23 protein-coding genes are annotated in these 22,388 nt (G+C 46.5%); 16 read left to right on the top strand and 7 right to left on the bottom strand.

What is annotated here, in order from left to right; genetic code table 11:
• The first annotated feature begins 4 nt into the window (after positions 1–4).
• From VL525_RS15825 to VL525_RS15785, 9 genes are all read left to right on the top strand, one after another.
• On the top strand, positions 5–469 hold the full coding sequence (locus VL525_RS15825; RefSeq protein ID WP_325388009.1) for an FKBP-type peptidyl-prolyl cis-trans isomerase: 465 nt from the start codon (positions 5–7) through the stop codon (positions 467–469).
• An 84-nt stretch (positions 470–553) separates the two neighbouring features.
• A complete protein-coding gene (locus VL525_RS15820) occupies positions 554–1,858 on the top strand; it encodes an amidohydrolase (protein ID WP_325388008.1) in 1,305 nt (434 codons plus the stop codon).
• A 30-nt stretch (positions 1,859–1,888) separates the two neighbouring features.
• The gene (locus VL525_RS15815; protein ID WP_325388007.1) at positions 1,889–2,404 is read left to right on the top strand and encodes a hypothetical protein; all 516 of its coding nucleotides are present in this window, start codon (positions 1,889–1,891) and stop codon (positions 2,402–2,404) included.
• Between the two features lie 89 nt (positions 2,405–2,493).
• The gene (locus VL525_RS15810) at positions 2,494–3,357 is read left to right on the top strand and encodes a hypothetical protein (protein WP_325388006.1); all 864 of its coding nucleotides are present in this window, start codon (positions 2,494–2,496) and stop codon (positions 3,355–3,357) included.
• Positions 3,358–3,371: 14 nt separating this feature from the next.
• Positions 3,372–3,686, top strand: coding sequence for a protein tyrosine phosphatase (locus VL525_RS15805; protein WP_325388005.1), 315 nt, complete (start codon positions 3,372–3,374; stop codon positions 3,684–3,686).
• 20 nt (positions 3,687–3,706) lie between these two features.
• A complete protein-coding gene (locus tag VL525_RS15800) occupies positions 3,707–3,928 on the top strand; it encodes a hypothetical protein (protein WP_325388004.1) in 222 nt (73 codons plus the stop codon).
• A gap of 232 nt (positions 3,929–4,160) precedes the next feature.
• A complete protein-coding gene (locus VL525_RS15795; protein WP_325388003.1) occupies positions 4,161–4,475 on the top strand; it encodes a hypothetical protein in 315 nt (104 codons plus the stop codon).
• 83 nt (positions 4,476–4,558) lie between these two features.
• Complete coding sequence (locus tag VL525_RS15790; RefSeq protein ID WP_325388002.1) at positions 4,559–4,873, top strand: hypothetical protein; 315 nt, start codon at positions 4,559–4,561, stop codon at positions 4,871–4,873.
• Positions 4,873–5,253 (top strand): hypothetical protein, encoded by a 381-nt coding sequence (locus tag VL525_RS15785; protein ID WP_325388001.1) that lies wholly within the window; start codon positions 4,873–4,875, stop codon positions 5,251–5,253. The genes VL525_RS15790 and VL525_RS15785 overlap by 1 nt, the downstream gene beginning before the upstream one ends.
• Positions 5,254–5,317: 64 nt before the next feature.
• Here the strand turns inward: VL525_RS15785 and VL525_RS15780 are convergent, their stop codons facing one another.
• Positions 5,318–6,850 carry a serine hydrolase gene (locus tag VL525_RS15780; protein WP_325388000.1) on the bottom strand — a complete coding sequence of 511 codons (1,533 nt, stop codon included), beginning with the start codon at positions 6,848–6,850 and terminating at the stop codon, positions 5,318–5,320.
• Between the two features lie 86 nt (positions 6,851–6,936).
• On the opposite strand from VL525_RS15780, the gene VL525_RS15775 reads away from it, so the two are divergent.
• Entirely contained in the window at positions 6,937–9,135 is a 2,199-nt protein-coding gene (locus VL525_RS15775; protein ID WP_325387999.1) for a S9 family peptidase, read from the top strand.
• 62 nt (positions 9,136–9,197) lie between these two features.
• On the opposite strand, the gene VL525_RS15770 is transcribed toward VL525_RS15775, so the two are convergent.
• Entirely contained in the window at positions 9,198–9,626 is a 429-nt protein-coding gene (locus tag VL525_RS15770) for a single-stranded DNA-binding protein (protein WP_325387998.1), read from the bottom strand.
• 25 nt (positions 9,627–9,651) lie between these two features.
• Positions 9,652–10,704 carry an A/G-specific adenine glycosylase gene (gene mutY / locus VL525_RS15765; RefSeq protein ID WP_325387997.1) on the bottom strand — a complete coding sequence of 351 codons (1,053 nt, stop codon included), beginning with the start codon at positions 10,702–10,704 and terminating at the stop codon, positions 9,652–9,654.
• 173 nt (positions 10,705–10,877) lie between these two features.
• On the opposite strand from mutY, the gene VL525_RS15760 reads away from it, so the two are divergent.
• The 4 genes from VL525_RS15760 (at position 10,878) to VL525_RS15745 (ending at position 14,745) form a co-directional block, all read left to right on the top strand.
• Positions 10,878–11,174 carry an HU family DNA-binding protein gene (locus tag VL525_RS15760; RefSeq protein ID WP_147030082.1) on the top strand — a complete coding sequence of 99 codons (297 nt, stop codon included), beginning with the start codon at positions 10,878–10,880 and terminating at the stop codon, positions 11,172–11,174.
• Positions 11,175–11,184: 10 nt separating this feature from the next.
• Positions 11,185–12,069 carry a tetratricopeptide repeat protein gene (locus tag VL525_RS15755; protein WP_325387996.1) on the top strand — a complete coding sequence of 295 codons (885 nt, stop codon included), beginning with the start codon at positions 11,185–11,187 and terminating at the stop codon, positions 12,067–12,069.
• A 217-nt stretch (positions 12,070–12,286) separates the two neighbouring features.
• Complete coding sequence (locus VL525_RS15750) at positions 12,287–13,837, top strand: Rne/Rng family ribonuclease (protein ID WP_325387995.1); 1,551 nt, start codon at positions 12,287–12,289, stop codon at positions 13,835–13,837.
• 107 nt (positions 13,838–13,944) lie between these two features.
• A complete protein-coding gene (locus tag VL525_RS15745) occupies positions 13,945–14,745 on the top strand; it encodes a hypothetical protein (RefSeq protein ID WP_325387994.1) in 801 nt (266 codons plus the stop codon).
• A 166-nt stretch (positions 14,746–14,911) separates the two neighbouring features.
• Here the strand turns inward: VL525_RS15745 and VL525_RS15740 are convergent, their stop codons facing one another.
• Positions 14,912–15,106, bottom strand: a complete 195-nt coding sequence (locus VL525_RS15740; RefSeq protein WP_325387993.1) for a hypothetical protein — start codon at positions 15,104–15,106, stop codon at positions 14,912–14,914.
• A 107-nt stretch (positions 15,107–15,213) separates the two neighbouring features.
• Here VL525_RS15740 and radA point away from each other — a divergent pair, with 107 nt between their 5' ends.
• Entirely contained in the window at positions 15,214–16,638 is a 1,425-nt protein-coding gene (radA, locus tag VL525_RS15735) for a DNA repair protein RadA (protein WP_325387992.1), read from the top strand.
• An 8-nt stretch (positions 16,639–16,646) separates the two neighbouring features.
• Here radA and VL525_RS15730 read toward each other — a convergent pair whose 3' ends face one another.
• Positions 16,647–18,041 carry an NHL repeat-containing protein gene (locus VL525_RS15730; RefSeq protein ID WP_325387991.1) on the bottom strand — a complete coding sequence of 465 codons (1,395 nt, stop codon included), beginning with the start codon at positions 18,039–18,041 and terminating at the stop codon, positions 16,647–16,649.
• Positions 18,042–18,257: 216 nt separating this feature from the next.
• Between VL525_RS15730 and VL525_RS15725 the strand changes: the two genes are divergently transcribed.
• Complete coding sequence (locus VL525_RS15725) at positions 18,258–18,710, top strand: DUF4920 domain-containing protein (RefSeq protein ID WP_325387990.1); 453 nt, start codon at positions 18,258–18,260, stop codon at positions 18,708–18,710.
• A gap of 14 nt (positions 18,711–18,724) precedes the next feature.
• Here the strand turns inward: VL525_RS15725 and VL525_RS15720 are convergent, their stop codons facing one another.
• Both VL525_RS15720 and carB read right to left on the bottom strand, forming a co-directional pair.
• Complete coding sequence (locus VL525_RS15720) at positions 18,725–19,375, bottom strand: hypothetical protein (RefSeq protein ID WP_325387989.1); 651 nt, start codon at positions 19,373–19,375, stop codon at positions 18,725–18,727.
• A gap of 48 nt (positions 19,376–19,423) precedes the next feature.
• Positions 19,424–22,240, bottom strand: coding sequence for a carbamoyl-phosphate synthase large subunit (carB, locus tag VL525_RS15715; protein WP_325387988.1), 2,817 nt, complete (start codon positions 22,238–22,240; stop codon positions 19,424–19,426).
• Positions 22,241–22,388 lie beyond the last annotated feature (148 nt).

Genomic DNA, 22,388 nt, shown 5'->3' with positions numbered 1-22,388 from the left:
TCAAATGAAAAAATATATACCATTTTTCTGTTTACTCATACTAACTTTTTCAGCCTGCAAAAAGAGCGACAGCTTTGATCCGGCCAAACAAGCCATTGCCGACGACGGCGAGATACAAGCCTACCTGACAACCAACAATATTACCGGGGCAACTAAAGATGCTTCTGGCCTTTATTATAAAGTGATCACACCGGGAACAGGCAATTACCCAACTATAAGCTCAACTATTACCGTTAATTCAACGGGCAAACTCCTCGACGGTACTTTATTCGATACCGAAAACGCATTAGTTACGCCACTGACCAATGTTATCAGGGGCTGGCAGATCGGTGTACCACACATCAATACCGGGGGCAGGTTATTACTGATAGTTCCGTCGGCTTTGGGTTATGGTAACGCCGCCGCTGGCACCATTCCAAAAAATTCGGTGCTGGTGTTTACTATCGACCTGCTGGGCTACAGCAACTGATAGATTAAAGAAATTCAAATATTACAAAAGGGCGATCCATCCGATCACCCTTTATTTTTTATATTCGGTAAAAAATCGTTCCGGATGAAAAAACTTTGCTTTCTTATAATTTCTATCGCAGCCCTGCACGCATCGGCCCAAACCAGCGGCCTCGAAGCCATAGTCGCAAAAAAAGCCGACTCGCTTTTTAAGCAAACCGTAGCCTGGCGGCGCGATTTTCATGAGCATCCCGAATTGGGCAACCAGGAAGTGCGTACGTCGGGCATAATTGCCAAATACCTGCAATCGCTGGGGCTCGAAGTAAAAACGGGCATTGCAAAAACGGGGGTTGTTGGTATTCTTAAAGGCGGTAAGCCCGGCCCGGTAATTGCCCTGCGTGCCGATATGGATGCACTGCCGGTAACCGAGCGTACGCCCGTTCCGTTTGCATCAAAAGTAAGAGCCACCTATAATGGGCAGGAAGTTGGCGTGATGCATGCCTGCGGGCACGACTCGCACATGGCCATGCTGATGACCGTTGCAGAGATATTAACTTCGATGAAAAGCCAGTTGCACGGCACGGTAAAATTTATCTTTCAGCCGGCTGAAGAAGGTGTGCCGGCAGGCGAAACCGGCGGCGGTGAAGAAATGGTGAAGGAAGGCGTATTAGAAAACCCCAAAGTCGATGTCATCTTCGGTTTGCATATTTTTTCCTATATCCCGGTTGGTACGCTTACTTACCGCTCCGGCGGTGTAATGGCCAGCGTGAATGATATGAAGATCATCGTAAAGGGCAAATCGGCGCACGGCGCTTATCCCTGGTTCAGCACCGACCCCATCGTAACTTCGGCTCAGATCATCAATAACCTGCAAACCATCGTCAGCCGGAATGTCAATATCACCGAAAACCCTGCCGTAGTTACCATTGGCGCTATTAACGGCGGCACACGTCACAATATCATCCCCGAAAAAGTGGAAATGGTGGGCACGCTGCGCGCTCTTAGCCCCGGTGACGAAAAGCTTTTGATAGAACGTGTAAAACAAATTGCTACCAAAACAGCCGAAGCCAACGGCGCAACAGCCGATGTTGCGATACCCTTTAGCGTGCATTACCCGGTAACTTACAACGACCCGGCGCTGACAGCCAAAATGCTGCCGACCTTACAGCGTACGGCAGGGCCATCAAATGCCGTGGCGGGACCGGCGGTGACAGGTGGCGAGGACTTTAGCTTTTACCAGGAAAAAGTACCGGGACTGTTCGTATTCCTGGGTGGTATGCCAAAAGGCGCCGACCCAAAAACTGTTGCGCCAAACCATACGCCTGATTTCTTTATCGATGAAAGCGCTTTCCCGCTGGGTGTTAAAACCTTATGCAACCTTACTTTGGATTACATGAATATGAAAAATTAAAAAATTAGTTATATTTATCGCGCTGCTGGCATGAAACGTTTTTTTACCGCTTTATTCTCTGTGCTGTTCGCTGTACTGGTTTTTTGTGAACCGGGGCACTCAGCTATTAAGGCATCCCTGGAGGCTAATACGGTGGATTCAGCAGCAACCCGCAAAGTCATCGTCGGCATCATCAATACCGTTATCAACGCATCCGGTACCTTCGACATCAAAGCAATTTCCGATTTTTATACCCCAAACGCCCTCGTTGCCGACGAAGAGCCTCCATTCTCGTGGAATGGCCCCACAGCCGGGGTACAGTGGGTAAACACCGTCGAAAAAACCTGCAAGGATCTCAAGATCAAAAGACTGAAAGGCAGAATAGGCCGCATCAGCGTTTACCTGCAATCCGACGAAAGTGTGTACGTAATAGTCCCTGTGGACTATGTCGGCGAGATCCACGACCAATCGTTCGAGGAGAACGGCGCGTTCACCTTTGTTTTCAGGCTGGTTAACGGCAAATGGCTCATCAAAAGCCAGGTTTGGGTATCGCGGAAAGGAATGTGATTTTTGGGGGCCGCGGCTTGTGTTATATCTCATTTAGCTTATCTTTATTCGGAAGTCAACGCTATGGTTGTTGATCTCACCGAACCGCAATGAAAAAGACCATTTTACTCCTTTCCTGCATAGCTTCATTTTTTCGCGCATCCGCACAGGAGAAAGACCTGCAGAAAATTGCAGATAGCATCAAAAGCGAGGGCATGGACCTTTACCGGTCCGAATGGGCATCGTGGTATGGCACAGATGTCTTTACTGCAAAATGTAAAAATAAACAGGATAATGCCGGCGGCTATTTGTCTTACGACTCGGGCGGTGGATTGGTTAATATATTTTTCTCCCGCGAACCGGATGCCGGCGTGATATCAACCATCAGCTTTAACTACGATTTTGATCCCAATAACTATAGGCTTGATACTACCAGCCGGCCTTTCTCGGCCATCGAAAAAAAGTTGTATATCATCCGGCAGGAGGCTATCTCGCGGATTAATAAGGATACTTTGTTCAAAACATATAGCAATACTGAGCTAAATCCCGTTCCGCTTATCCGTAACGGGACGAGAAAAGTGTATGTGTTAACCGGCACGAATGCAACCGGTGTAGTGCTTTTTGGGAACGATTACCGGGTCGATTTTGATGACAACAACAATATAACCGCTATTAAAAAATTACATAAGGGGTTGCTCCCTGCGAGGTTCAGCAGCGATACGTCAAAACGAACACAGGTCCAGCTGGCTTCGATGCATACGCACCTGCCAAAATATGATCAATTTATAACAGCGACAGACATTTGCACGCTGATGCTATATGAAAAATTCACAACCTGGAATCAATGTATCGTCATGTCAAAAAATTATGTTTCCATTTGGGATTGTAAAAAAAATCAATTGACCATTTTGACTACAGAAGCATGGAAAAAAATGAATCCGTTAAAAAATACCCTTGAAAATAATTCGCATTAACCAAATCCTTTCTTTTGCCCCACCTCCTTTTCATCTGCAGTAAAAATCAATGGCGCAGCCCAACGGCCGAACTGCTGTTTAAAAACCACGCCTTTCACCAGGCACGCTCGGCTGGTACGAGTGACAAAGCGCGTATCCGTATCAGCCAAAAGTTGATAGACTGGGCTGATGTGATCTTTTTTATGGAGCGCAGGCATAAGGACATCACTGCCAAACGGCTGAATTTAACGTGTAAAAAACAGGTGATACTTGATATTGAAGACAATTATCAATTTAACGACCCGGAACTTATCGGCATCCTGAAATTAGCCTTAACCGACTTTTTATAACCTTTTCTTATTTTTGCATCATGGAACAAACAGCGCAAACACAACGGCTAAAACAAGTACAATTCATCTTCTGGCTAAACCTGGCTCTGGCGCTTTTTTCGTTTTCGATATTTGTCAAATCCCTTGGCAGTAATATCCCCTGGAAAATGATCTGCTCAGGTACCGGTTTTGTACTGCTGCTTGGGTTAACCACAGCGCTTTTCGCCAGGATGATGAAGCTCAGAAAGGCGATAAAGAACTGACCTTTCATTCCAAACCCCACTGAATGTTAATATGTTAATATAATCCTGTTGAATAACGGCAACTATGGCAGTAAATTTATATTGTCAGTTAAAGTTACTTCTATTGTTTGTTTGGATTGGTTAAATTTCAGGTCAGCCGGAGCTAAAATCCCCGGCTGATTTTTTTCGCCCTCCCTGATAACTAATCACCAATAACGACTCACTAATCACTCACATTTCCTAATTTTGCCCTATGAGCCAGGTAAGCGAGATCAGGTGCCCGCATTGCGGGGAATGGACCATGTGGCAGGGAAATATCGATGACCGCTGCATCAGTTGCGGCGAATTTCTCGAAACGCGCCGTTTCTCGCTCGAGGTGGAAAAAAGGATAACGCGCGAACTGAAAAAGGATGATGATTATTTTGCCCCTAAACCCACCGACAGCCCCGAAAGAAAATGGTTCAAATCGATGTTCAATTCATTTCGCTGGGGTGTTTATTATGTGCAGCTGGCATTATTTACTTTTATTACCATCGTTATCCTGATCATCAGCCTGCTGGCAGGCTGATCCTGCTGAAAAAAATGCCCCGGATTTTTTGAACTTATCAGGTTTTTTTATCGTAAATTTGATATACACCAATTATTTATTTTATGAGCGGGGTTAGCGAAATCAAGTGCCCGCATTGCGGGGAGTGGACTACCGGCCATGGCCGGCACGACGATAAATGCGGGGCTTGCGGAGGATACCTGGAGCCTCACCGATTCTCGCACGAGGCGGAAGTAAAAGTAAAAAGAGAAAATCCGCGTAAAGCAGATTACTTTGCTATCAAACCAACCGATGGCCCCCTTAGCCGCGAGGTAAAGGGATTCTTAAACGCCTTTGGGTGGATCGTATTTTATTCGGAAATAGCATTTTATGCCTGCGTTACCGGGGTGATCCTGATACTTGGCGTTATTGCCGGTTAATGAGGACACTGCTTAATCCATGGTTCGTCACAGGCTGTGTCATCTGGGTTTTTGTATATTCTTTTCGCAGGCTGGCCCATCCCATTCCCTGGATAAACGGCTATGCCGACGATTTTTTTGCGGTACCGGTTATTGCCAACCTGAGCCTGTGGTTTATGCGGGGCGCCGTCATCCGCAGTAATTACTATGTGCTTTCGCCCTGGAAAGTCACCTTCATTGTCCTCTACCTAAGCGTGGTTTTTGAAGTTTTGCTCCCGGCTATGTCCAAAACCTACACCGGCGACTGGGTCGATGCGCTGCTTTATGCCACCGGCGGCGTTTTTTTCTATTTTGTGATGAACAAACCTGCTTTGAGCCGAAAGCCGAAAGCCGAAAGCTAAAAGCGCTTTTGAGCAGAAAGCGATCTGCGATATGCTAAAACTTTCTGCTTTCAGCCTTAAGCTTCTATTGCGTTTTCTTAAAGTCGTACGGATCGTACTCCACAAAATCAGCCACCTTTACCCGCACACTGGTCACTTTACCATTTTCGATGGTGAACGGGAATACCGCTTTGCCCAAAACGGGATCGGAAAAGGTGACATAAAAGCGGTTGCCTCCAAGCGGCTGTAGTTTGGCGTACATTTTAGGGTGATGTTCAAACCGCATTTCCAGGTCGTTGTTGGCACCCTGGGTTACGGTCATATTGCCGTAAAGGTCGTTCTCATATTTCCCGGTGTATTGGGAAGCAGGGAGCTGCGGCAGCCGGTTCATCGCAACGGTATCGCGAAGCATTTTGTCTTTCTTTTGTTCCTCTGCCTGCTGTGCTTTAAAATAAGAGAGGTACTTGCTGCTGTAATCGCTGAAAGGCTTGTGGAGGTAAGCATCCATAATGTCCCATTTAAGCGCTTCGAAAAACTCATTCTGATCTGTATTCGTCAATATCACAATTCCCAATTGATCGGCGGGTAACAGCGTAACAGAAGTAAGATAGCCATTTACGCCGCCTGTATGCATTACCACTTTATGGTTGTTGTAATACTGCAGCGCCCAACCCAGTCCATACAGCAGGTAGCTTGAGCTGCCATCGGGGTTGGCTGTCGTACCCACTACGTCCTGCGGCTGGCGCGTAGCCTCAATGGCTGCTGCAGGTATCACCTGGCGTGGACCGACCTTGCCGTTGTTCAACAGTGCCATTATCCATTTGCTCATATCGTTTACCGATGAACTGATAGCGCCCGCCGGTGCCAGGCCATCTATCTGCGCATAGGATATCGCTTTCAGCTGCCCGTTAACCAGCGTATGCGGCACTGTGCGATTGATCGATCGCATGATATCGCCGCTAAGCGCAACGGTGTTACCCATACCCAGCGGCGCGAATATATTTTCCCTTAAATAAGTTTCCCAGGGCTTGCCCGTAACTACGGGTATGATCTGCCCGGCAGTTAAGAAAGCCGAATTGGTATATCCCCAGGTTGTACGGAAGGGATAGATAGCCTTTACATGGCTCATCTTTTCCATCACCTGCTCGCGGGTAAGGTCGGTGTTATAAAAAGTAAAATCTCCCTGGAAGGTACGGAAGCCGATACGGTGGCATAGCAGGTCGCGGATCATCGCCTCCTGGCTTGCAAACTGGTTATCCAGTTTCCACTGCGGCAGGTATTTATTCACCTTATCATCCAGCGACAGCTTTCCCTGTACCTGCAGCATGGCCAGGGCCGTGGCTGTAAATGCCTTGGTGTTGCTGCCGATCATAAACAGGGTGTTTTCGTCAACCTTGTTGTTCAGGCCAAGCTCCTTAATGCCATAGCCTTTCATTTTTACCACCTTGCCGTCTTTCACTATGCAAATGGCAGCACCCGGTATCCGCCAGTTGGTAAGCGCTTTGTTGATATAGGTATCAAGGCTATCACTGATGAATTTACTGCGGTCGATATGCTGGGCACGGGCAGCTGATGTAACGATAATAATACCTGCGAGCAGGATGCATAGTTTTTTCATAACAGATGATTAATTTGCGGCGTGTTAAATTACTAATTTAACCGAAAAATTATTCTCAAATTAACTGAACTATTAAATCAAATTAAATGAAAACCAGGTTTTATTATCCCGGAGTTGCCGTACTGGCGCTTGCTATGCTGCTGTTTTTTGGCGGCAAGGTAAAGGCGCAGCGCGGCGGTATCAACTGGGCAAAAGACGGTTACCAATACTATCGTGCCGGTCGCGACGGCGGCATCGAGGAGTTTGATACCCGCGACTCAGCTAAAAAAACAACTGTCATCACTAAGGACATGCTTACCCCGGCGGGAAAAGAGGCGCTTAAGGTTAGTGGCTTTACTTTTACCGACGACGGCAGCAAGGTTCTGATCTTCACCAACACCAAAAGGGTATGGCGTTATAACACCCGCGGCGATTACTGGGTGTACGACATCAATGCCAAAACCCTGAAACAACTCGGCGTTGGCAAACCTGAATCATCCCTGATGTTCGCGAAAATTTCGCCCGATGGCGCCAAAGCAGCGTACGTGAGCGAACATAATCTTTATGTGGAAGACCTGGCTTCGGGCAGTATCAAACCCTTAACTACCGATGGCACCAGCAGGCTGATAAACGGCACGTTCGACTGGGCATACGAGGAAGAATTTGATTGCCGCGACGGCTTCCGCTGGTCGCCTGACAGCAGACTGATCGCTTACTGGCAGATAGATGCCCGTAAGATAAAAAATTACCTGATGCTGAATACGACTGATTCTATCTATCCCTTCACCGTACCGGTTGAATACCCGGTTGCGGGCGAAGACCCGAGTTCTGCTAAATTAGGCGTGGTGGATGTTAGTTCGGCCACGACAAAGTGGATAGATGTACCGGGGGATAATGTGCAGCATTACATTCCGCGTATGGAATGGACCACGAATTCTAACGAGATCATCCTCGAACAACTGAACCGCGCGCAAAATGAAAGCAGGATTTTTGTGGGGAATGTTTCGAACGGCACCACACATGTCATCCATACCGAAACCGACAAGGCCTGGATAGACGGAAAATCGCGCTGGAACGGTGGCAACCCCGTTGGCTGGGATTGGCTGAAGGATGGCAAATCGTTTATTTGGGTAAGTGAGAAGGACGGCTGGCGGCATATTTACCGCATTACCAACGAAGGCAAGGAAACCCTGATCACCAAAGGCGATTACGATATGATCAGCCTGAACTGCGTGGACGAAAAGGACGGTTTTGTTTATTTCACCGCCTCGCCCGACAATGCTACACAAGCTTACCTGTACCGTGTTAAACTGAACGGGTCGAGTAAAAAACCGGAAATGGTTACTCCTGCCGGTTTGCCGGGCACCCACAGCTATACCATTTCGCCAAACGGTAAAATTGCGATGCATATTTTCTCCAACAGTTATACGCCATATCAAAACGAGGTGGTAAGCCTGCCGGACAATAAACACATCAGCGGGACGGTACCCCATTTGAACACGAGCGCCAAAAACAAACCGGTATTCTTCAAAGTGAAAAATGCCGATGGTATTGAAATGGACGGCTGGATGGTAAAACCCACTGATTTTGATTCGACCAAAAAGTATCCGGTGGTGTTTACCGTTTATGCCGAACCGGCCGGGCAAACAGTAGTCGACCGCTACGGTGTGGGCCGCAATGGCTTGTATGTGGGCAATATGGCCGACGACGGCTATATCTATATGGCCATTGAAGGGCGTGGGGCCCCCGCCCCTAAGGGCGCGGCCTGGCGCAAGGCTATCTATAAAAACATCGGCATCATCAACATCCGCGACCAGGCCATGGGCGCAAAGGAAATATTGAAATGGCCTTTTGTTGATTCAACCCGCATAGCGGTGCATGGCTGGAGCGGCGGTGGTTCCACAACCCTTAACCTGCTGTTCCAGTACCCGGATATTTATAAAACGGGCATTGCGGTCGCAGCGGTGGGCTGGCAACTATCATACGACAATATTTACCAGGAGCGCTATATGGGCGTGCCAACAGACGAAGCAGGACGCGAGCCGTTCATCAAAGGTTCGCCGGTAACCTATGCAAAAAACCTGCGCGGGAATTTGCTGTACATCCACGGAACGGGAGACGATAATGTGCATTACCGTAATGCAGAGTTACTGATCAACGAACTTGTAAAATACAACCGGCAATTCCAGCTGATGTCGTACCCTAACCGGACACACGGGATATTTGAAGGTCCGGGTACCACGCTACACCTGCACACCCTGTTTACGCAATACCTGAAAGAGCATTGCCCGCCGGGCGGAAGATAAGAGACGAGATAGAAAAGGCCCCGGAAGGGGCTTTTTCATTTGATATGGTTTGGGTTTCCCTTTTAAAAGGGAAGATCGTCTGTTGAGGCAATAGTGCCGTTGATATCTTTATCAGGCTGGCTTTTCGCGCCAGAGCGCGGAACACCATCCTGCTCAAAATCGCTTTTCCGTCCAAGCATGGTAAAGTTTTCGGCAACTACTTCGGTCGTGTACTTCTTTATCCCTTCCTTGTCTTCAAACGACCGGGTCCTTAGTTTGCCTTCTATATAAACCAATTTGCCTTTTTGCAGGTACTTGGTGGCCAGCTCGGCCAGGCCGCGCCACATCACAATATTGTGCCACTCGGTTTGCTCAACCTTCTGGCCGTCTTTGTTAAAAGTTTCTGAAGTTGCTAATGGGAAACTGGTTACTGATACGCCGCCTTCTAAATATCTCAGTTCAGGGTCTTTACCTAAGTGACCGATCAGGATCACTTTGTTTATTCCGGACATAGTGTAAATTAATATAAAAATTAATTTACAAATTAAAAAAATTATTTAGAAATAAAAAAATGATTTTTGGAAGCGCTATTTCTTTAAGATTTTCAACTTTCACATAGGTCCATTTGTCTTCCAATTTTATTTCGTCTGCTTTGGGCGCTATTTGGATGAATTGGGCATAGATGTGCTGGTGGGTGAGCACATGTTTCTTTGCACGAAAAGATTCAATTGTAACGATATTTTTACCGAACATTTTTTCGGCCCCGGGCAATACGGCAACTTCATGGGGGAACAAAAGCGCCGTGGTCTCAATCATAGGCAGGTCGTACATATTGGCCCATATATCCTTGTCGCCACGCTTATTCATTAATACGGTTTCGCCATCGGTTACCACGAAATAATTAAAGCACCGCTCGCGTATTTTAACTGTCTTTAACTTTTGGGGCAGCTCCGCAACTTTGTTATGCTGATAAGCATAACATCCATCGCGCAAGGGGCAGATATGGCAGTCAGGATTTTTCGGCTTACAAAGCATTGCGCCAAATTCCATTGCTGCCTGGTTGTGTAAACCGGCATTTTCTTTATCCAGCACTTCGTCTGCTATTTGCTGAAAAAGCTTCTTTCCTTGGGTTGAGTTGATCGGCTCTTCGATACCAAAATATCTTGCCAGCACACGGTAAACATTCCCGTCAACCACGGCTTTGGCCTCGTTTGCCGCAAACGACGAGATGGCAGCAGCAGTATATTCGCCTATCCCTTTCAATTTAACCAGTTCGTTATAAGCCACGGGAAATTCACCTCCATATTGCTCCATAACCTGCCGTGCCGTCTTCAACATGTTCCGCCCGCGCGAGTAGTATCCCAGGCCCTGCCAAAGGTTTAATACCTCGTCTTCGCTAGCCGCGGCAAATGCTTTTACGCCGGGATATTTTTTAAGAAAGCGCAGAAAATAAGGCATACCCTGTTCAACCCTGGTCTGTTGCAGGATGATCTCGGAGAGCCATATCACGTAAGCGTTTGTAGTATTGCGCCAGGGTAAATCGCGTTTGTTTTTTTGGTACCAGTTAATCAACTCTTCTGAAAAATCCATCCCTCAAATGTAATTGGATGGCAACGAATTGTACCAAAAATGTAACTATTACGTTTAAAATCCGGTCGGGGCAAAAAAATTCCGTTAATTATTTCAATCTTTGGTTATAAACCAATACTTTTGCAACCCCAAAACAGTTAAGTATTTACAAAAATTAATAAAGAAAATCTGATATGACTAAGGCAGAAATTATAGCTGAGATCTCATCAAAAACAGGCATCGAGAAAGTTGACGTTCAAGAAACTGTTGAGGCATTCTTCAAAGTTGTTAAGTCGTCGATGGTAAGCGGCGAGAATGTGTACGTTAGAGGCTTCGGCAGCTTCGTTGTAAAAAAGAGGGCTAAAAAAACCGCCCGTAATATTTCAAAAAATACGGCTATAATTATTCCTGAACATTTCGTTCCAAGCTTTAAGCCTGCAAAAACCTTTGTTGACAAGGTAAAATCAGGTAACAAAAAAGCGGCAAAGTAATCATTAAAGCATGAACCTGAAGCAAATAGTCGTTATAGTAGCAGTTGTTATTATCACGGCTTATTTGTATTTGCAGCCCGTGAAGGGGTTGATAAAACACGACGCTGCCAAGCCCGAGCGGGGTGCGGCGGCCGGTTCACAGCCTTCAATACCGAAAGTAACGGTTGAGCAGGTATCAGAGCAGGCTAAAGCAGCTATCGGCGCCGCCTTAGCCGCAACGATAAACGACCTGGAAAGTCAATTAAAAAACGCTTCGTCAGACGCCGATAAGCTAAACCTTCAGAAAAAACTGGCTAAACAGTGGGATGATGATAATCAGCCTGCCCCTTCGGCCTTTTATTACCTGGAGGCGGCACGGAGCGAGAAAACGTTTGACGATTGGATGAATGCAGGCAACCATTTTAACGATGCCAGCAAACTAACCCAGGATACAACAGTACAGCCCGCATTTATTGCAAACGCCATTGAAGCATTTGAGAATGCTACAAAGCTAAAACCGGATAACCTGGATGCTGAAACGGGTTTGGGCGTAGCCTACGCCAACCAGGCACTGGCCGGTATGATGGACGCAACGGGCGGTCCGCCAAAGGGTATCATGATACTGCTTGACGTGGTAAAAAAGGACCCTGGCAATTATAAGGCCAACTTAAACCTTGGCCAGCTTGCGGTACAGTCGCGGCAATTTGACAAGGCTGTTACCCGGTTTAAAACAGCGATAGCGAATGCATCGCCCAAAGACAACATAGTGGAACCTTACTTCTTCCTTGCTGAAAGTTATAAGCAGCTTGGGATGAAAAAGGAAGCCATTGAAGCTTATGAAAAATGTAAGCAAATGATCCCCGACCCGGTTATTGGTCAAAAGATCGAACAGTATATAAAGGAACTAAAAAATTAAAATTCACATTTAAAAATTATTACTATGCCAAGCGGTAAAAAACGTAAAAGACACAAAATGGCTACTCATAAACGTAAAAAACGTTTAAGAAAAAACAGGCACAAGAAGAAATAAGTTGCCCGGGTAACCTTTTACTGCAAACGCAGTAAAAGTACCTTGTATTGTTTTACCACTTAATAAGCGGCCTGTTTTGGCCGCTTTAGAAATGGAGTAGCAGTTGATAAAAGAATTAATTATCGATTCGACCCCGAACGGGGCTACCATTGCGTTATTACAGGACAAACAACTTGTAGAGCTTCACAAAGAACAGGTAACTAATAATTACACTGTTGGCGATATTTACCTGGGCCGGATCAAAAAGATCATGCCAGGGCTAAATGCAGCCTTTGTGGACGTCGGCTACGAGAAGGATGCTTTTTTGCATTATCTCGACCTTGGCCCGCAGGTACAAAGCCTGTTGAAGCTAACTAAGCAGGTGCGCAGTGGCGGCTACCAATCCAAGTTGCTCGATAACTTCAAGCTGGAGCAGGACATTAACAAGTCAGGCAAAATATCCGAGGTGTTTACCAAGGGACAGCTTGTGCCGGTACAAATAGCCAAAGAACCCATCTCGACCAAAGGGCCGCGCCTAAGCTCGGACCTTTCCATCGCCGGGCGCTATGTGGTGCTGGTACCTTTTTCGGAAACTATCTCTATCTCCAAAAAGATAAAAAGCAATACCGAGCGTACCCGCCTGCGCAAGATAGTGGAGAGCATAAAGCCAAAGCATTTCGGGGTTATCATCCGCACGGTATCCGAAGGCAAGGGCGTGTCCGAAATGCAGTCGGACCTGCTCGACCTGATCTCGAAGTGGGAGACGTTCATTACCCGACTGCCTTCCATCGAACCGGCTAAAAAAGCGCTGGGCGAGATCGACCGCACATCTACTTTGCTGCGCGACATACTCAATCCCGATTTCCAGCACATTTATGTAAATGATAACGCCATATACGAGGAGATACGCTCGTATGTGCACCAGATATCACCCGATTTGGAAAATATAGTACGCCTGCATAAGCATAAAGAGCCTATTTTTGAGCACTACGGTGTAGATAAACAGATAAAAGGGGCTTTCGGCAAAACAGTGAACCTGGCCGGCGGCGCCTACCTGGTTATCGAACATACCGAGGCCCTGCACGTTATCGACGTGAACAGCGGAAACCGTACTGCCAATAAGGAGAACCAGGAAGAAAATGCCTTCCAGGTAAATAAAGAGGCTGCTAAAGAAATTGCCCGCCAGCTAAGGCTGCGCGATATGGGCGGTATCGTAGTGATCGACTTCATCGACATGCACAAGCCGACCAACCGTAAGGACCTGTTCGATTTCCTGCGCACCGAAATGTCGCACGACAGGGCCAAACATACCATTCTGCCCCCAAGTAAGTTCGGCCTGGTGCAGATAACCCGCCAGCGCGTACGGCCCGAGATGAATATCGTAACCAGCGAAGTTTGCCCCACCTGTAACGGCACCGGTTCTATCCGCCCTACTATTTTGTTGCTTGATGATATAGAGAATAACTTCAACTATATCCTGGTCGAACAGAACGAAAAAAACATCACGCTTTGCGTACACCCTTATATCGAGGCCTATATCAAACAGGGCCTGTTCAACCGGCAGTGGAAATGGTATTTCAAATACGGCCAGCGGATCAGGGTTAAAAGTAACCCCGCTTACCAGATAACCGAGTTTCATTTCTTCTCATCGAAGGATGAAGAGATCAAACTTTAATGTGCGAATGTGCGGATTATAGATGTGCAGATGGTTTGATAGAGCATCTGCATTTTTGTTTTCAAGGATAACGGTTATTGCTATATTTAGCAATTAAACCTTAACTTATGAATGGACATATTGCATTACTCATCGCATTGGTTTCTTATGGAAATTCTTATTTACAGACAGAAAACTCCGGCCATCATCTCGACTTCAACAATACAACCCTGAAGTATTGCAGTACCTTAAGCTTTATAGATACCACTTTATCTTTTTCAAATAAATTATTGGCAAGCAATCCCCAGTTATGGTTCGCCCATTTAAAAAAAGATAGTTGTAAAAAACTCAAACTTCGTTATAATCACTCTAATGAATCTCAGATGAAGGATTTTGAATCAGCCGGGTTTGTCGGAGGCGGCGGAGAATGGTTAATTGAGGCTGTATACAATGACCATTCGGACTATTGGAACTGCAGTGAATACGTTGTTGAACCTGAACCAAAAGGTGACAGAATATGGAATACCGTTATCAAAAAAGTTGAAAAAAATCAACCTATATCACCCACCATCATTACAGTTGAAAATGCGAAAAAGGATTTGTTAATCACTTTAAATAAAATTATGGCGTATTCTCTAAAAGAGCAAACTGATTATTGGCGTGGGGTATTTAAAAGTGCAATTGACAAATTGGACAGCCCTTACACGGAAATCCCTTATTATAATGACTGTATAATTGATTCCCAATACGCGCTACAAAACAAACAACTTTTATCAGCCGCCACTACTGCCTCTGTATTTGATGGAATGGGTTCGTGGAATGACATTGTGTATCCAACAGACGAAGCAAACAAAACGAACGAATTGCTTTCTGCGGATCTATATAATAAAATCAACGACGCTATAATTGCTTCCGTGAATAATAATTGAAGCAGCGGCTTTTTGAATTGCAACAAGGCCGCAACCTTGTATTTATAGTTTACACTTTTATTGATCTATTACATTTAGTTAATTGACGATCAATATATTACAAAGAATGTATTTGAAATTGTGTTAACCATTACCACGACGTGTGAGTACAAGACCCATCGCCATATCATTTCACCTTCAGCAACAAACTCAACTGATCGGGATTCATTTTTCTCACCAAATTATCATTGATGGTGACTTTTAGCACCTGGTCATCATAATCGTACCTGGCTAACTGGTCGGAGGCATTGATCTGGTTCACGATATCACACAACGCAGAATCGAATTCCAACCTTTTGAGGGCGTCTATTTTAAATTCCATATTCCTGATGATTGACAGGCAATAATACTAATTTTTTTAGTATTTGCTATTGCCATTCAAAAATTAATCTGCACATTTGCATATCTGCACATTCACACATCAACACATTGGCTAAAACTAAAGTTGCTTATTTCTGCCAGAGCTGTGGCTTCGAATCGCCTAAATGGCTGGGTAAATGCCCGTCGTGCCAGCAATGGAATACTTTTGCCGAAGAGGTAATCGAGAAAGAGAACAAATCCATCCCTAACTGGAAAACGCCTTCCACCAGTATGCAGCGTGCCAATAAACCGGTGCAGGTATCAGAGATCAGTTTTGATGAAGATCAGCGTATACTTACACCTGATAATGAATTTAACCGCGTATTGGGCGGTGGTATTGTGGCTGGCTCATTGGTACTGATAGGCGGCGAACCCGGCATCGGTAAATCGACCTTGATGCTGCAACTGGCGCTTAATATGCCTGCCATGAAAGTGCTTTATGTATCAGGCGAGGAAAGCGAGCGGCAGATCAAGATGCGGGCGGAACGGCTCGGTCAGTTGGCAGTTGGCAGCGGGCAGTTAGCAGCCGGCTCAGAATGTTATATATTGACCGAAACGTCGACCCAAAACATATTTAAACAAATAGAGGCACTGGAGCCGGATATGGTGGTGATCGATTCGATACAAACACTGTATTCATCGCATATCGAGTCGACACCCGGCAGCGTTTCGCAGGTGCGGGAATGCACCGCGGAACTGCTGCGGTTTTCAAAAGAGTCTGGCACGCCGGTATTCCTCATCGGCCATATCACCAAAGATGGTATGATAGCCGGGCCAAAAATATTGGAACACATGGTAGATACCGTTTTACAGTTTGAGGGCGACCGGCATCATGTTTACCGCATCCTGCGGGCGGTGAAGAACCGCTTTGGTTCGGCATCCGAACTCGGTATTTATGAAATGCTGGGCGAAGGGCTGCGGGAAGTTTCCAATCCTTCAGAGATATTGCTCTCGCAGCGCGACGAGCCATTGAGCGGCATTACCATTTCGGCTACGCTGGAAGGCATGCGGCCTATGCTGATAGAAACACAGGCATTGGTAAGTACATCGGCCTACGGCACGCCTCAGCGCACCGCCACAGGTTTCGATACCAAACGCATGAATATGTTGCTGGCCGTGCTCGAAAAGCGCTGTGGCTTCAAATTGGGCGGTAAGGATGTATTTTTGAATATAACAGGCGGTATTAGTGTGGAGGACCCCGCCATCGACCTCGGCCTGGCGGCGGCTATCATCTCATCGCACGAGGATATCCCCATTCCTTTTAAAACCTGTTTTGCGGGCGAGATAGGACTTTCCGGCGAAGTAAGGGCGGTGAACCGTATCGAACAGCGTATTGCAGAGGCCCAAAAGCTTGGTTTCGAACAAATATTTATTTCGAAGTACAACCTCGAATCGGGCGGACAAAATAAAAAGCGCATCGACCTGACGCGCTATAATATTGCTGTTAAAACAGTTGGCAGCATTGAAGAGGTTTTCAGCGCTTTATTTGGCTGATCATCGTCTTAGTCGCTTACAACAACTACCACTTTACGAATCCGGTTATTGTTCTGGTCGGCCACATAAATATCACCCGCGGTATTTACAGCAATACCCCGTGGCGAATTAAATTTCGCATCGGTCCCCGACCCATCGGCGTAACCAAATACCGCAGAAGTTCCGGCAAGATAATATAATGTACGGGTCGACGTAAGTTCGATGATCCGGCCTGCAGCGTCGGATATAAATAAGTCTCCAGAACCGTCGATACATAAAGCAGCAGCATCGCCGATAAGGGCCGATTGACCCGGGCCGCCGGCTATGGTGGTTATCACGCCTGCGGGCGTAATCTGCCTGATGGCACTGTTGCCGCCATCGGCCACATAAATATTCCCCTGTGCGTCGACAACTACGCCCACGGGCTTTTTGAACGCGCCATACACACTATTACTGACATCAACCGTTGTATTAACATAGCCCGCTGTTGTTATACCTGCTATGCGGCTTACTACTCCGGCTGCGGTTATTTTGCGGATCATGTTATTATTGCGGTCGGCAACATATAAGTTTCCCTGTGCGTCCAATGCCACGCCGCTTGGCCCGCTAAACGCCGCTACATTGACAGCCGCGCCATCTACATAGGCCGCAACACCGTTGCCTGCATAAGTGCTTACCGCTCCGGCAGCAGTTATTTTGCGGATCACATTATTGCCGTAGTCCGCTACGTAAATATTACCCTGGCCGTCCACAGTTAAACCGGCCGGGGCATAAAACTCGGCGCTGGCGCCATCGGCGCTATCAACATACCCTGCGGTGCCGTTACCGGCAATAGTGGTAACCGTCCCGTCGGTGGCAATTTTGCGGATACGGTTATTGAAAGAATCTGATACATAAATATTGCCTGCGGCGTCCATGGCAAGCCCCTGCGGGTTGCTGAATTCGGCCCCGGTTCCGTTTCCATCCAGGTAGCCCCCAGTTCCGTCGCCAGCGAAGGTTGTTACAGTACCTGTAACCGCCGATATGGTCGCGCTTGTTGTAAAACTCACCACCGCGCCGTAGGCTGTGCCATACATATTTGTTGCATATGCACGCACGTAATAGGTGGTATTGGGGGTAAGGTCGCTAAGGTTACTCGTAAACGAATAGCTGGTGTATATTAAAGTTTCGCTGGTTTTGGTGTCGGCTATAGTGGGTGTGTGGTTGGACGAACTGTAACATACGCCGTTTGCAGACAGCGCCGCGCCGCCGATTGAAGTTATGGTACCGCCGCTTTGTGCAGTTGTGGAGGTAACATCCAATATCACATCCTGGGTGGTTAACGAAGGCGCACTGGTATCAGTAGTTGATTTTTTTTTGCATCCGCTGCCCAAAAAAGCTGCGAACGAGATAAAAAGTATAAGCGATAGTAGGGGTTTTTTCATTGAATAAATTTTCTTTTTTAATGCACTGCGTTAAGCCTTATCACTTTGCCGGCCTTTTCTGAATATCCCGCAAACTTAACCAAAACAGCCTAATTATTAACAGATTTCAATAGTAGTTTAAAAAAGTTACTTAATAAACCCATTTAACAAATATTAACAATATCCCTTTCGGCAAAAACCATAAAAGGCATCTGCTGTTATTCAGATAACTATACGATGAAAACATTCAGTTTATTACTTGCCTTGCTATTTTCTATTCCTGCATTCGCCCAGGATCATACAGCGCCTGCACATGGCACCGTTTACGGTGCCAAGCCCGACACCACGGGTATAGTTGCCGCAAACAGAGTTGAGGGCTTTATGGCCCAAAAGACCCGTATCAGCGTAGCTGTACGCGGAAAAGTATTGTCAGTAAAGAAAGGCAAATTTCTTATCGATGGCGGAAAGGGTAAAACCATAGCCGCGCATTTTTCCGTTGCTGGAGTAAAGGTACCACCTTCACTTGCCGGCAAGACCGTAGTGATGGATGTTATTGCTCAAAAACTATTCATTGCCGATGATCTGCAACATTTTGCCGGCGATACGGTAAAGGGCAAAAAACAGCACGACGTAAAAACCGCCCCAAAACGGCGGCTTACCTTTGAAGTAAAGGGGATGATGGTGGATTAGTTGCTGAAGGGCAATTAATGCCTTTGCAAAACGACCGGTTGAAGCTGAAGGTGCTTTTCTAAAATTTCGCGGACTTTCTGCTCAACTTCATTTTTATTTATCGTACATGCGTGGCGGCTTTCGCGGCATATCTTATTGGCCATATCGCCCACAGTTTTAAGATGAATTTCTTTCCCAAATTTCCCCGCAAGTTTCAATCCGGCAAGTGATGCCAAAATCCCTGCCACGCCTATCTGCCAGTTATAAAAAAGTCCGGCAACGGATGCCATTAACAGGAGTGAGAACAGCGTTATCACCCATTGCTTTGGCTTCAATAGTTTGGTGTCGAAACCCAGGTCCTGCTCTATCTCAGTGATCACCTGCAAACGCGTTTCGCGTGGGAATAACTTTGACAACCTGGTATGAGGTGTTATACTGCACTTGTCTATATGGGTTATAGCTGAGATCGAATTCCGCAACTGGTAAAACGAGTGCTGTGTTGTGCAATGATCAGCATGACCCTGGTTGATTTTGCTGACTATTAAATCGCAAACGCCGCCGAATGTCTTCACATTTTTCAAACCTTCGTTATCAAACTCAATATTAAATGATCTTTGGATCTTCAATAGAACGCCTTCAAGATACTCGGGGTCGGCGTTTTTAAAATTAAAAAATTCCTTATCCATGCTACACTTAGTGCCTGTAATACGACACTTTCTATGCCAATGTTTAAATTATTTACTCAGGTACATCGATTTTTCCTTATACAGGTGCCTGAAGTAAGGATCCTCCAGGTTTGGTATAAAGCGGATAGCTTCGCCGGTCGATTTCATTTCGGGGCCCAGCTCCTTATTTACTTCAGGAAACTTATCGAACGAGAATACCGGTTCTTTGATGGCAAAGCCCTTCAATTTTCGTTCAATGGTGAAGTCTTTCAATTTATTCACACCCAGCATAATCTTCGCCGCTATATTAATATAAGGCACATCATAAGCTTTTGCGATAAAAGGCACCGTGCGCGATGCGCGCGGGTTAGCCTCTATTACATATACCTTTTCATCCTTAATGGCAAACTGAATATTCAGCAGGCCACGTACATTTAACGCACGGGCTATCTTTTCAGTATGCTGCTCCATCTGCCGGATGACGTTTTCTGATAAGTTGAATGGCGGCAACACCGCGCTCGAGTCGCCCGAGTGGATACCGGCTGGCTCGATGTGTTCCATCAGGCCGATGATATGTACATCCTCGCCGTCGTGGATAGAATCGGATTCCGACTCTTCAGCACGGTCAAGAAAGTGATCTATCAGCACACGGTTTCCAGGCAGGTTACGTAGCAGGCTAACAACCGCTTTTTCCAGGTCCTCATCGTTTATCACAATGCTCATACCCTGTCCGCCTAATACATAACTTGGGCGAACCAGTACCGGATAGCCTACTTTGTGCGCCACTTCAATTGCCTCTTCAGCATTTTCGGCTACGCCATATTTAGGGTAAGGTATATCCAGGTCTTTCAACAGGTCGGAGAAACGGCCGCGGTCCTCGGCAATATCCATGTTGTCGAACGAGGTGCCGATAATTTTAATGCCGTGCTCATGCAGCTTTTCAGCCATTTTTAAAGCCGTTTGGCCACCCAGCTGAACAATTACGCCTTCCGGTTTTTCCAGTTCGATGATCTCGCGCACATGTTCCCAGAAAACAGGCTCAAAGTATAGCTTATCGGCCATGTTAAAATCTGTCGACACTGTCTCCGGGTTGCAGTTGATCATGATAGCCTCATAGCCCGATTCCTTAGCGGCCAGCAAACCATGTACGCAGCTATAATCGAACTCGATACCCTGTCCGATACGGTTAGGGCCCGAGCCTAATACGATGATCTTTTTCTTATCTGATACAAGCGACTCGTTCTCGCCTTCGTAAGTTGAATAATAATAAGGTGTTTTAGCCTGGAACTCCGCAGCACAAGTGTCCACCATTTTGTAAACCCGGCGTATGCCCAAACCGGCACGGCGCTGATAAACCTCTTCTTCGGTTACGTTGGTCAGGATATGCGCTATTTGCGCGTCCGAAAATCCTTTTTGTTTCAGCGTGAAGAAAAATTCGGTAGGTATGTTGTTCAGTGAATAGCGGCGAAGTTCTACTTCAAGGTTTACTATTTCCTGTATCTGGTTCAAAAACCAGCGGTCTATTTTGGTCGCCTTCCGTACCGACTCTATCGGCACACCCAGGCTTAGGGCATCGTAAATATGGAAAAGCCTGTCCCAGCTCGGGTTTTCAAGGCTGCTCATTATCTCTTCCAGGTTGCGGCTCTGGCGGCCATCGGCACCCAAACCCGACCTTCCTATCTCCAGGCTCTGGCAGGCTTTCTGCAAAGCTTCAATAAAGCTGCGGCCAATACCCATTACCTCGCCTACCGACTTCATCTGTAAACCAAGATATTTATTGGCGCCTTTAAATTTATCAAAGTTCCAGCGCGGAACTTTTACGATAACGTAATCCAATGTCGGCTCAAAATAGGCCGATGTGGTTTTAGTGATCTGGTTTTCTATTTCGTCCAGGTTGTATCCTATCGCCAGTTTAGCGGCTATTTTCGCAATTGGATAACCGGTTGCTTTTGACGCCAGGGCCGAAGACCGCGACACGCGCGGGTTGATCTCGATAGCAATGATGGCTTCGTCAGCAGGATTTACCGAGAACTGCACATTACATCCCCCGGCAAAGTTACCGATGGCACGCATCATTTTGATAGCCTGGTTGCGCATTTCCTGATAACAACGGTCGCTCAATGTCATTGCCGGGGCCACAGTTATCGAATCGCCGGTATGAATACCCATAGGGTCAAAATTTTCGATAGAGCAGATAATGATCACATTATCCCGGCTGTCGCGCAGCAGTTCCAGCTCAAACTCTTTCCAGCCTATAACAGCCTGCTCCACTAAAACCTCGTGTGTGGGTGATGCCTGCAAACCACGGCTTAGGGCTGCATCAAAATCTTCCTTTTTATGCACAAAACCACCGCCTGTTCCGCCAAGGGTATAACTTGGCCTTATCACCAGCGGGAAACCTATCTGCTGGGCAGCTTCCTTGCCTTCTAAAAACGAGTTGGCAATTTTAGAGCTTGCCACACCTATGCCTATATCCACCATCAACTGGCGAAAGGCCTCGCGGTTCTCGGTTTTTTCAATGGCGGCAATATCAACCCCTATGATCTTTACACCATATTTTTCCCATAACCCCTGTTCATCGGCTTCAATGCAAAGGTTTAAAGCGGTTTGGCCACCCATGGTAGGCAGCACTGCATCTATTTTCTGTTCTTTCAGTATTTGTTCAATACTGGCGCAGTTAAGTGGTAAAAGGTACACATGGTCGGCAATTACTTTGTCGGTCATGATGGTTGCCGGGTTGCTGTTGATGATGGATACCGAAATGCCTTCTTCTTTTAATGAAAGCGCGGCTTGCGATCCGGCGTAATCAAATTCACAAGCCTGGCCTATAATAATGGGGCCTGAACCGATAATTAAGATGGATTTAATGGAGGTGTCTTTTGGCATAGTCTTTTTTGAAGCTTATGGTTCATGGTTGATGATTCATGGTTTCCCCGGGTGGGTTATGCGCTATGATCCATTAACTATGAACTATTTGTCTATGCGCTGAAAGCGAAAAACCCGACTTCAGCGTCGGGATGCAAAGATAGGGTTT

Origin of the sequence: Mucilaginibacter sp. (genome assembly GCF_035492695.1) — a bacterium.
In the GTDB taxonomy this organism is placed as follows: Bacteria; Bacteroidota; Bacteroidia; order Sphingobacteriales; family Sphingobacteriaceae; genus Mucilaginibacter.
Note: the sequence above shows the minus strand (reverse complement) of the source record. Positions and strands in the feature narration are given on the sequence as shown.

Bases quoted from the DNA above. Each gene is read 5' to 3' on its own strand.
- VL525_RS15825 (WP_325388009.1), top strand. From the start codon at position 5: ATGAAAAAATATATACCATTTTTCTGTTTACTCATACTAACTTTTTCA.
- VL525_RS15820 (WP_325388008.1), top strand. From the start codon at position 554: ATGAAAAAACTTTGCTTTCTTATAATTTCTATCGCAGCCCTGCACGCA.
- VL525_RS15815 (WP_325388007.1), top strand. From the start codon at position 1,889: ATGAAACGTTTTTTTACCGCTTTATTCTCTGTGCTGTTCGCTGTACTG.
- VL525_RS15810 (WP_325388006.1), top strand. From the start codon at position 2,494: ATGAAAAAGACCATTTTACTCCTTTCCTGCATAGCTTCATTTTTTCGC.
- VL525_RS15800 (WP_325388004.1), top strand. From the start codon at position 3,707: ATGGAACAAACAGCGCAAACACAACGGCTAAAACAAGTACAATTCATC.
- VL525_RS15795 (WP_325388003.1), top strand. From the start codon at position 4,161: ATGAGCCAGGTAAGCGAGATCAGGTGCCCGCATTGCGGGGAATGGACC.
- VL525_RS15790 (WP_325388002.1), top strand. From the start codon at position 4,559: ATGAGCGGGGTTAGCGAAATCAAGTGCCCGCATTGCGGGGAGTGGACT.
- VL525_RS15785 (WP_325388001.1), top strand. From the start codon at position 4,873: ATGAGGACACTGCTTAATCCATGGTTCGTCACAGGCTGTGTCATCTGG.
- VL525_RS15780 (WP_325388000.1), bottom strand. From the start codon at position 6,850: ATGAAAAAACTATGCATCCTGCTCGCAGGTATTATTATCGTTACATCA.
- VL525_RS15775 (WP_325387999.1), top strand. From the start codon at position 6,937: ATGAAAACCAGGTTTTATTATCCCGGAGTTGCCGTACTGGCGCTTGCT.
- VL525_RS15770 (WP_325387998.1), bottom strand. From the start codon at position 9,626: ATGTCCGGAATAAACAAAGTGATCCTGATCGGTCACTTAGGTAAAGAC.
- mutY (WP_325387997.1), bottom strand. From the start codon at position 10,704: ATGGATTTTTCAGAAGAGTTGATTAACTGGTACCAAAAAAACAAACGC.
- VL525_RS15760 (WP_147030082.1), top strand. From the start codon at position 10,878: ATGACTAAGGCAGAAATTATAGCTGAGATCTCATCAAAAACAGGCATC.
- VL525_RS15755 (WP_325387996.1), top strand. From the start codon at position 11,185: ATGAACCTGAAGCAAATAGTCGTTATAGTAGCAGTTGTTATTATCACG.
- VL525_RS15745 (WP_325387994.1), top strand. From the start codon at position 13,945: ATGAATGGACATATTGCATTACTCATCGCATTGGTTTCTTATGGAAAT.
- VL525_RS15740 (WP_325387993.1), bottom strand. From the start codon at position 15,106: ATGGAATTTAAAATAGACGCCCTCAAAAGGTTGGAATTCGATTCTGCG.
- VL525_RS15730 (WP_325387991.1), bottom strand. From the start codon at position 18,041: ATGAAAAAACCCCTACTATCGCTTATACTTTTTATCTCGTTCGCAGCT.
- VL525_RS15725 (WP_325387990.1), top strand. From the start codon at position 18,258: ATGAAAACATTCAGTTTATTACTTGCCTTGCTATTTTCTATTCCTGCA.
- VL525_RS15720 (WP_325387989.1), bottom strand. From the start codon at position 19,375: ATGGATAAGGAATTTTTTAATTTTAAAAACGCCGACCCCGAGTATCTT.
- carB (WP_325387988.1), bottom strand. From the start codon at position 22,240: ATGCCAAAAGACACCTCCATTAAATCCATCTTAATTATCGGTTCAGGC.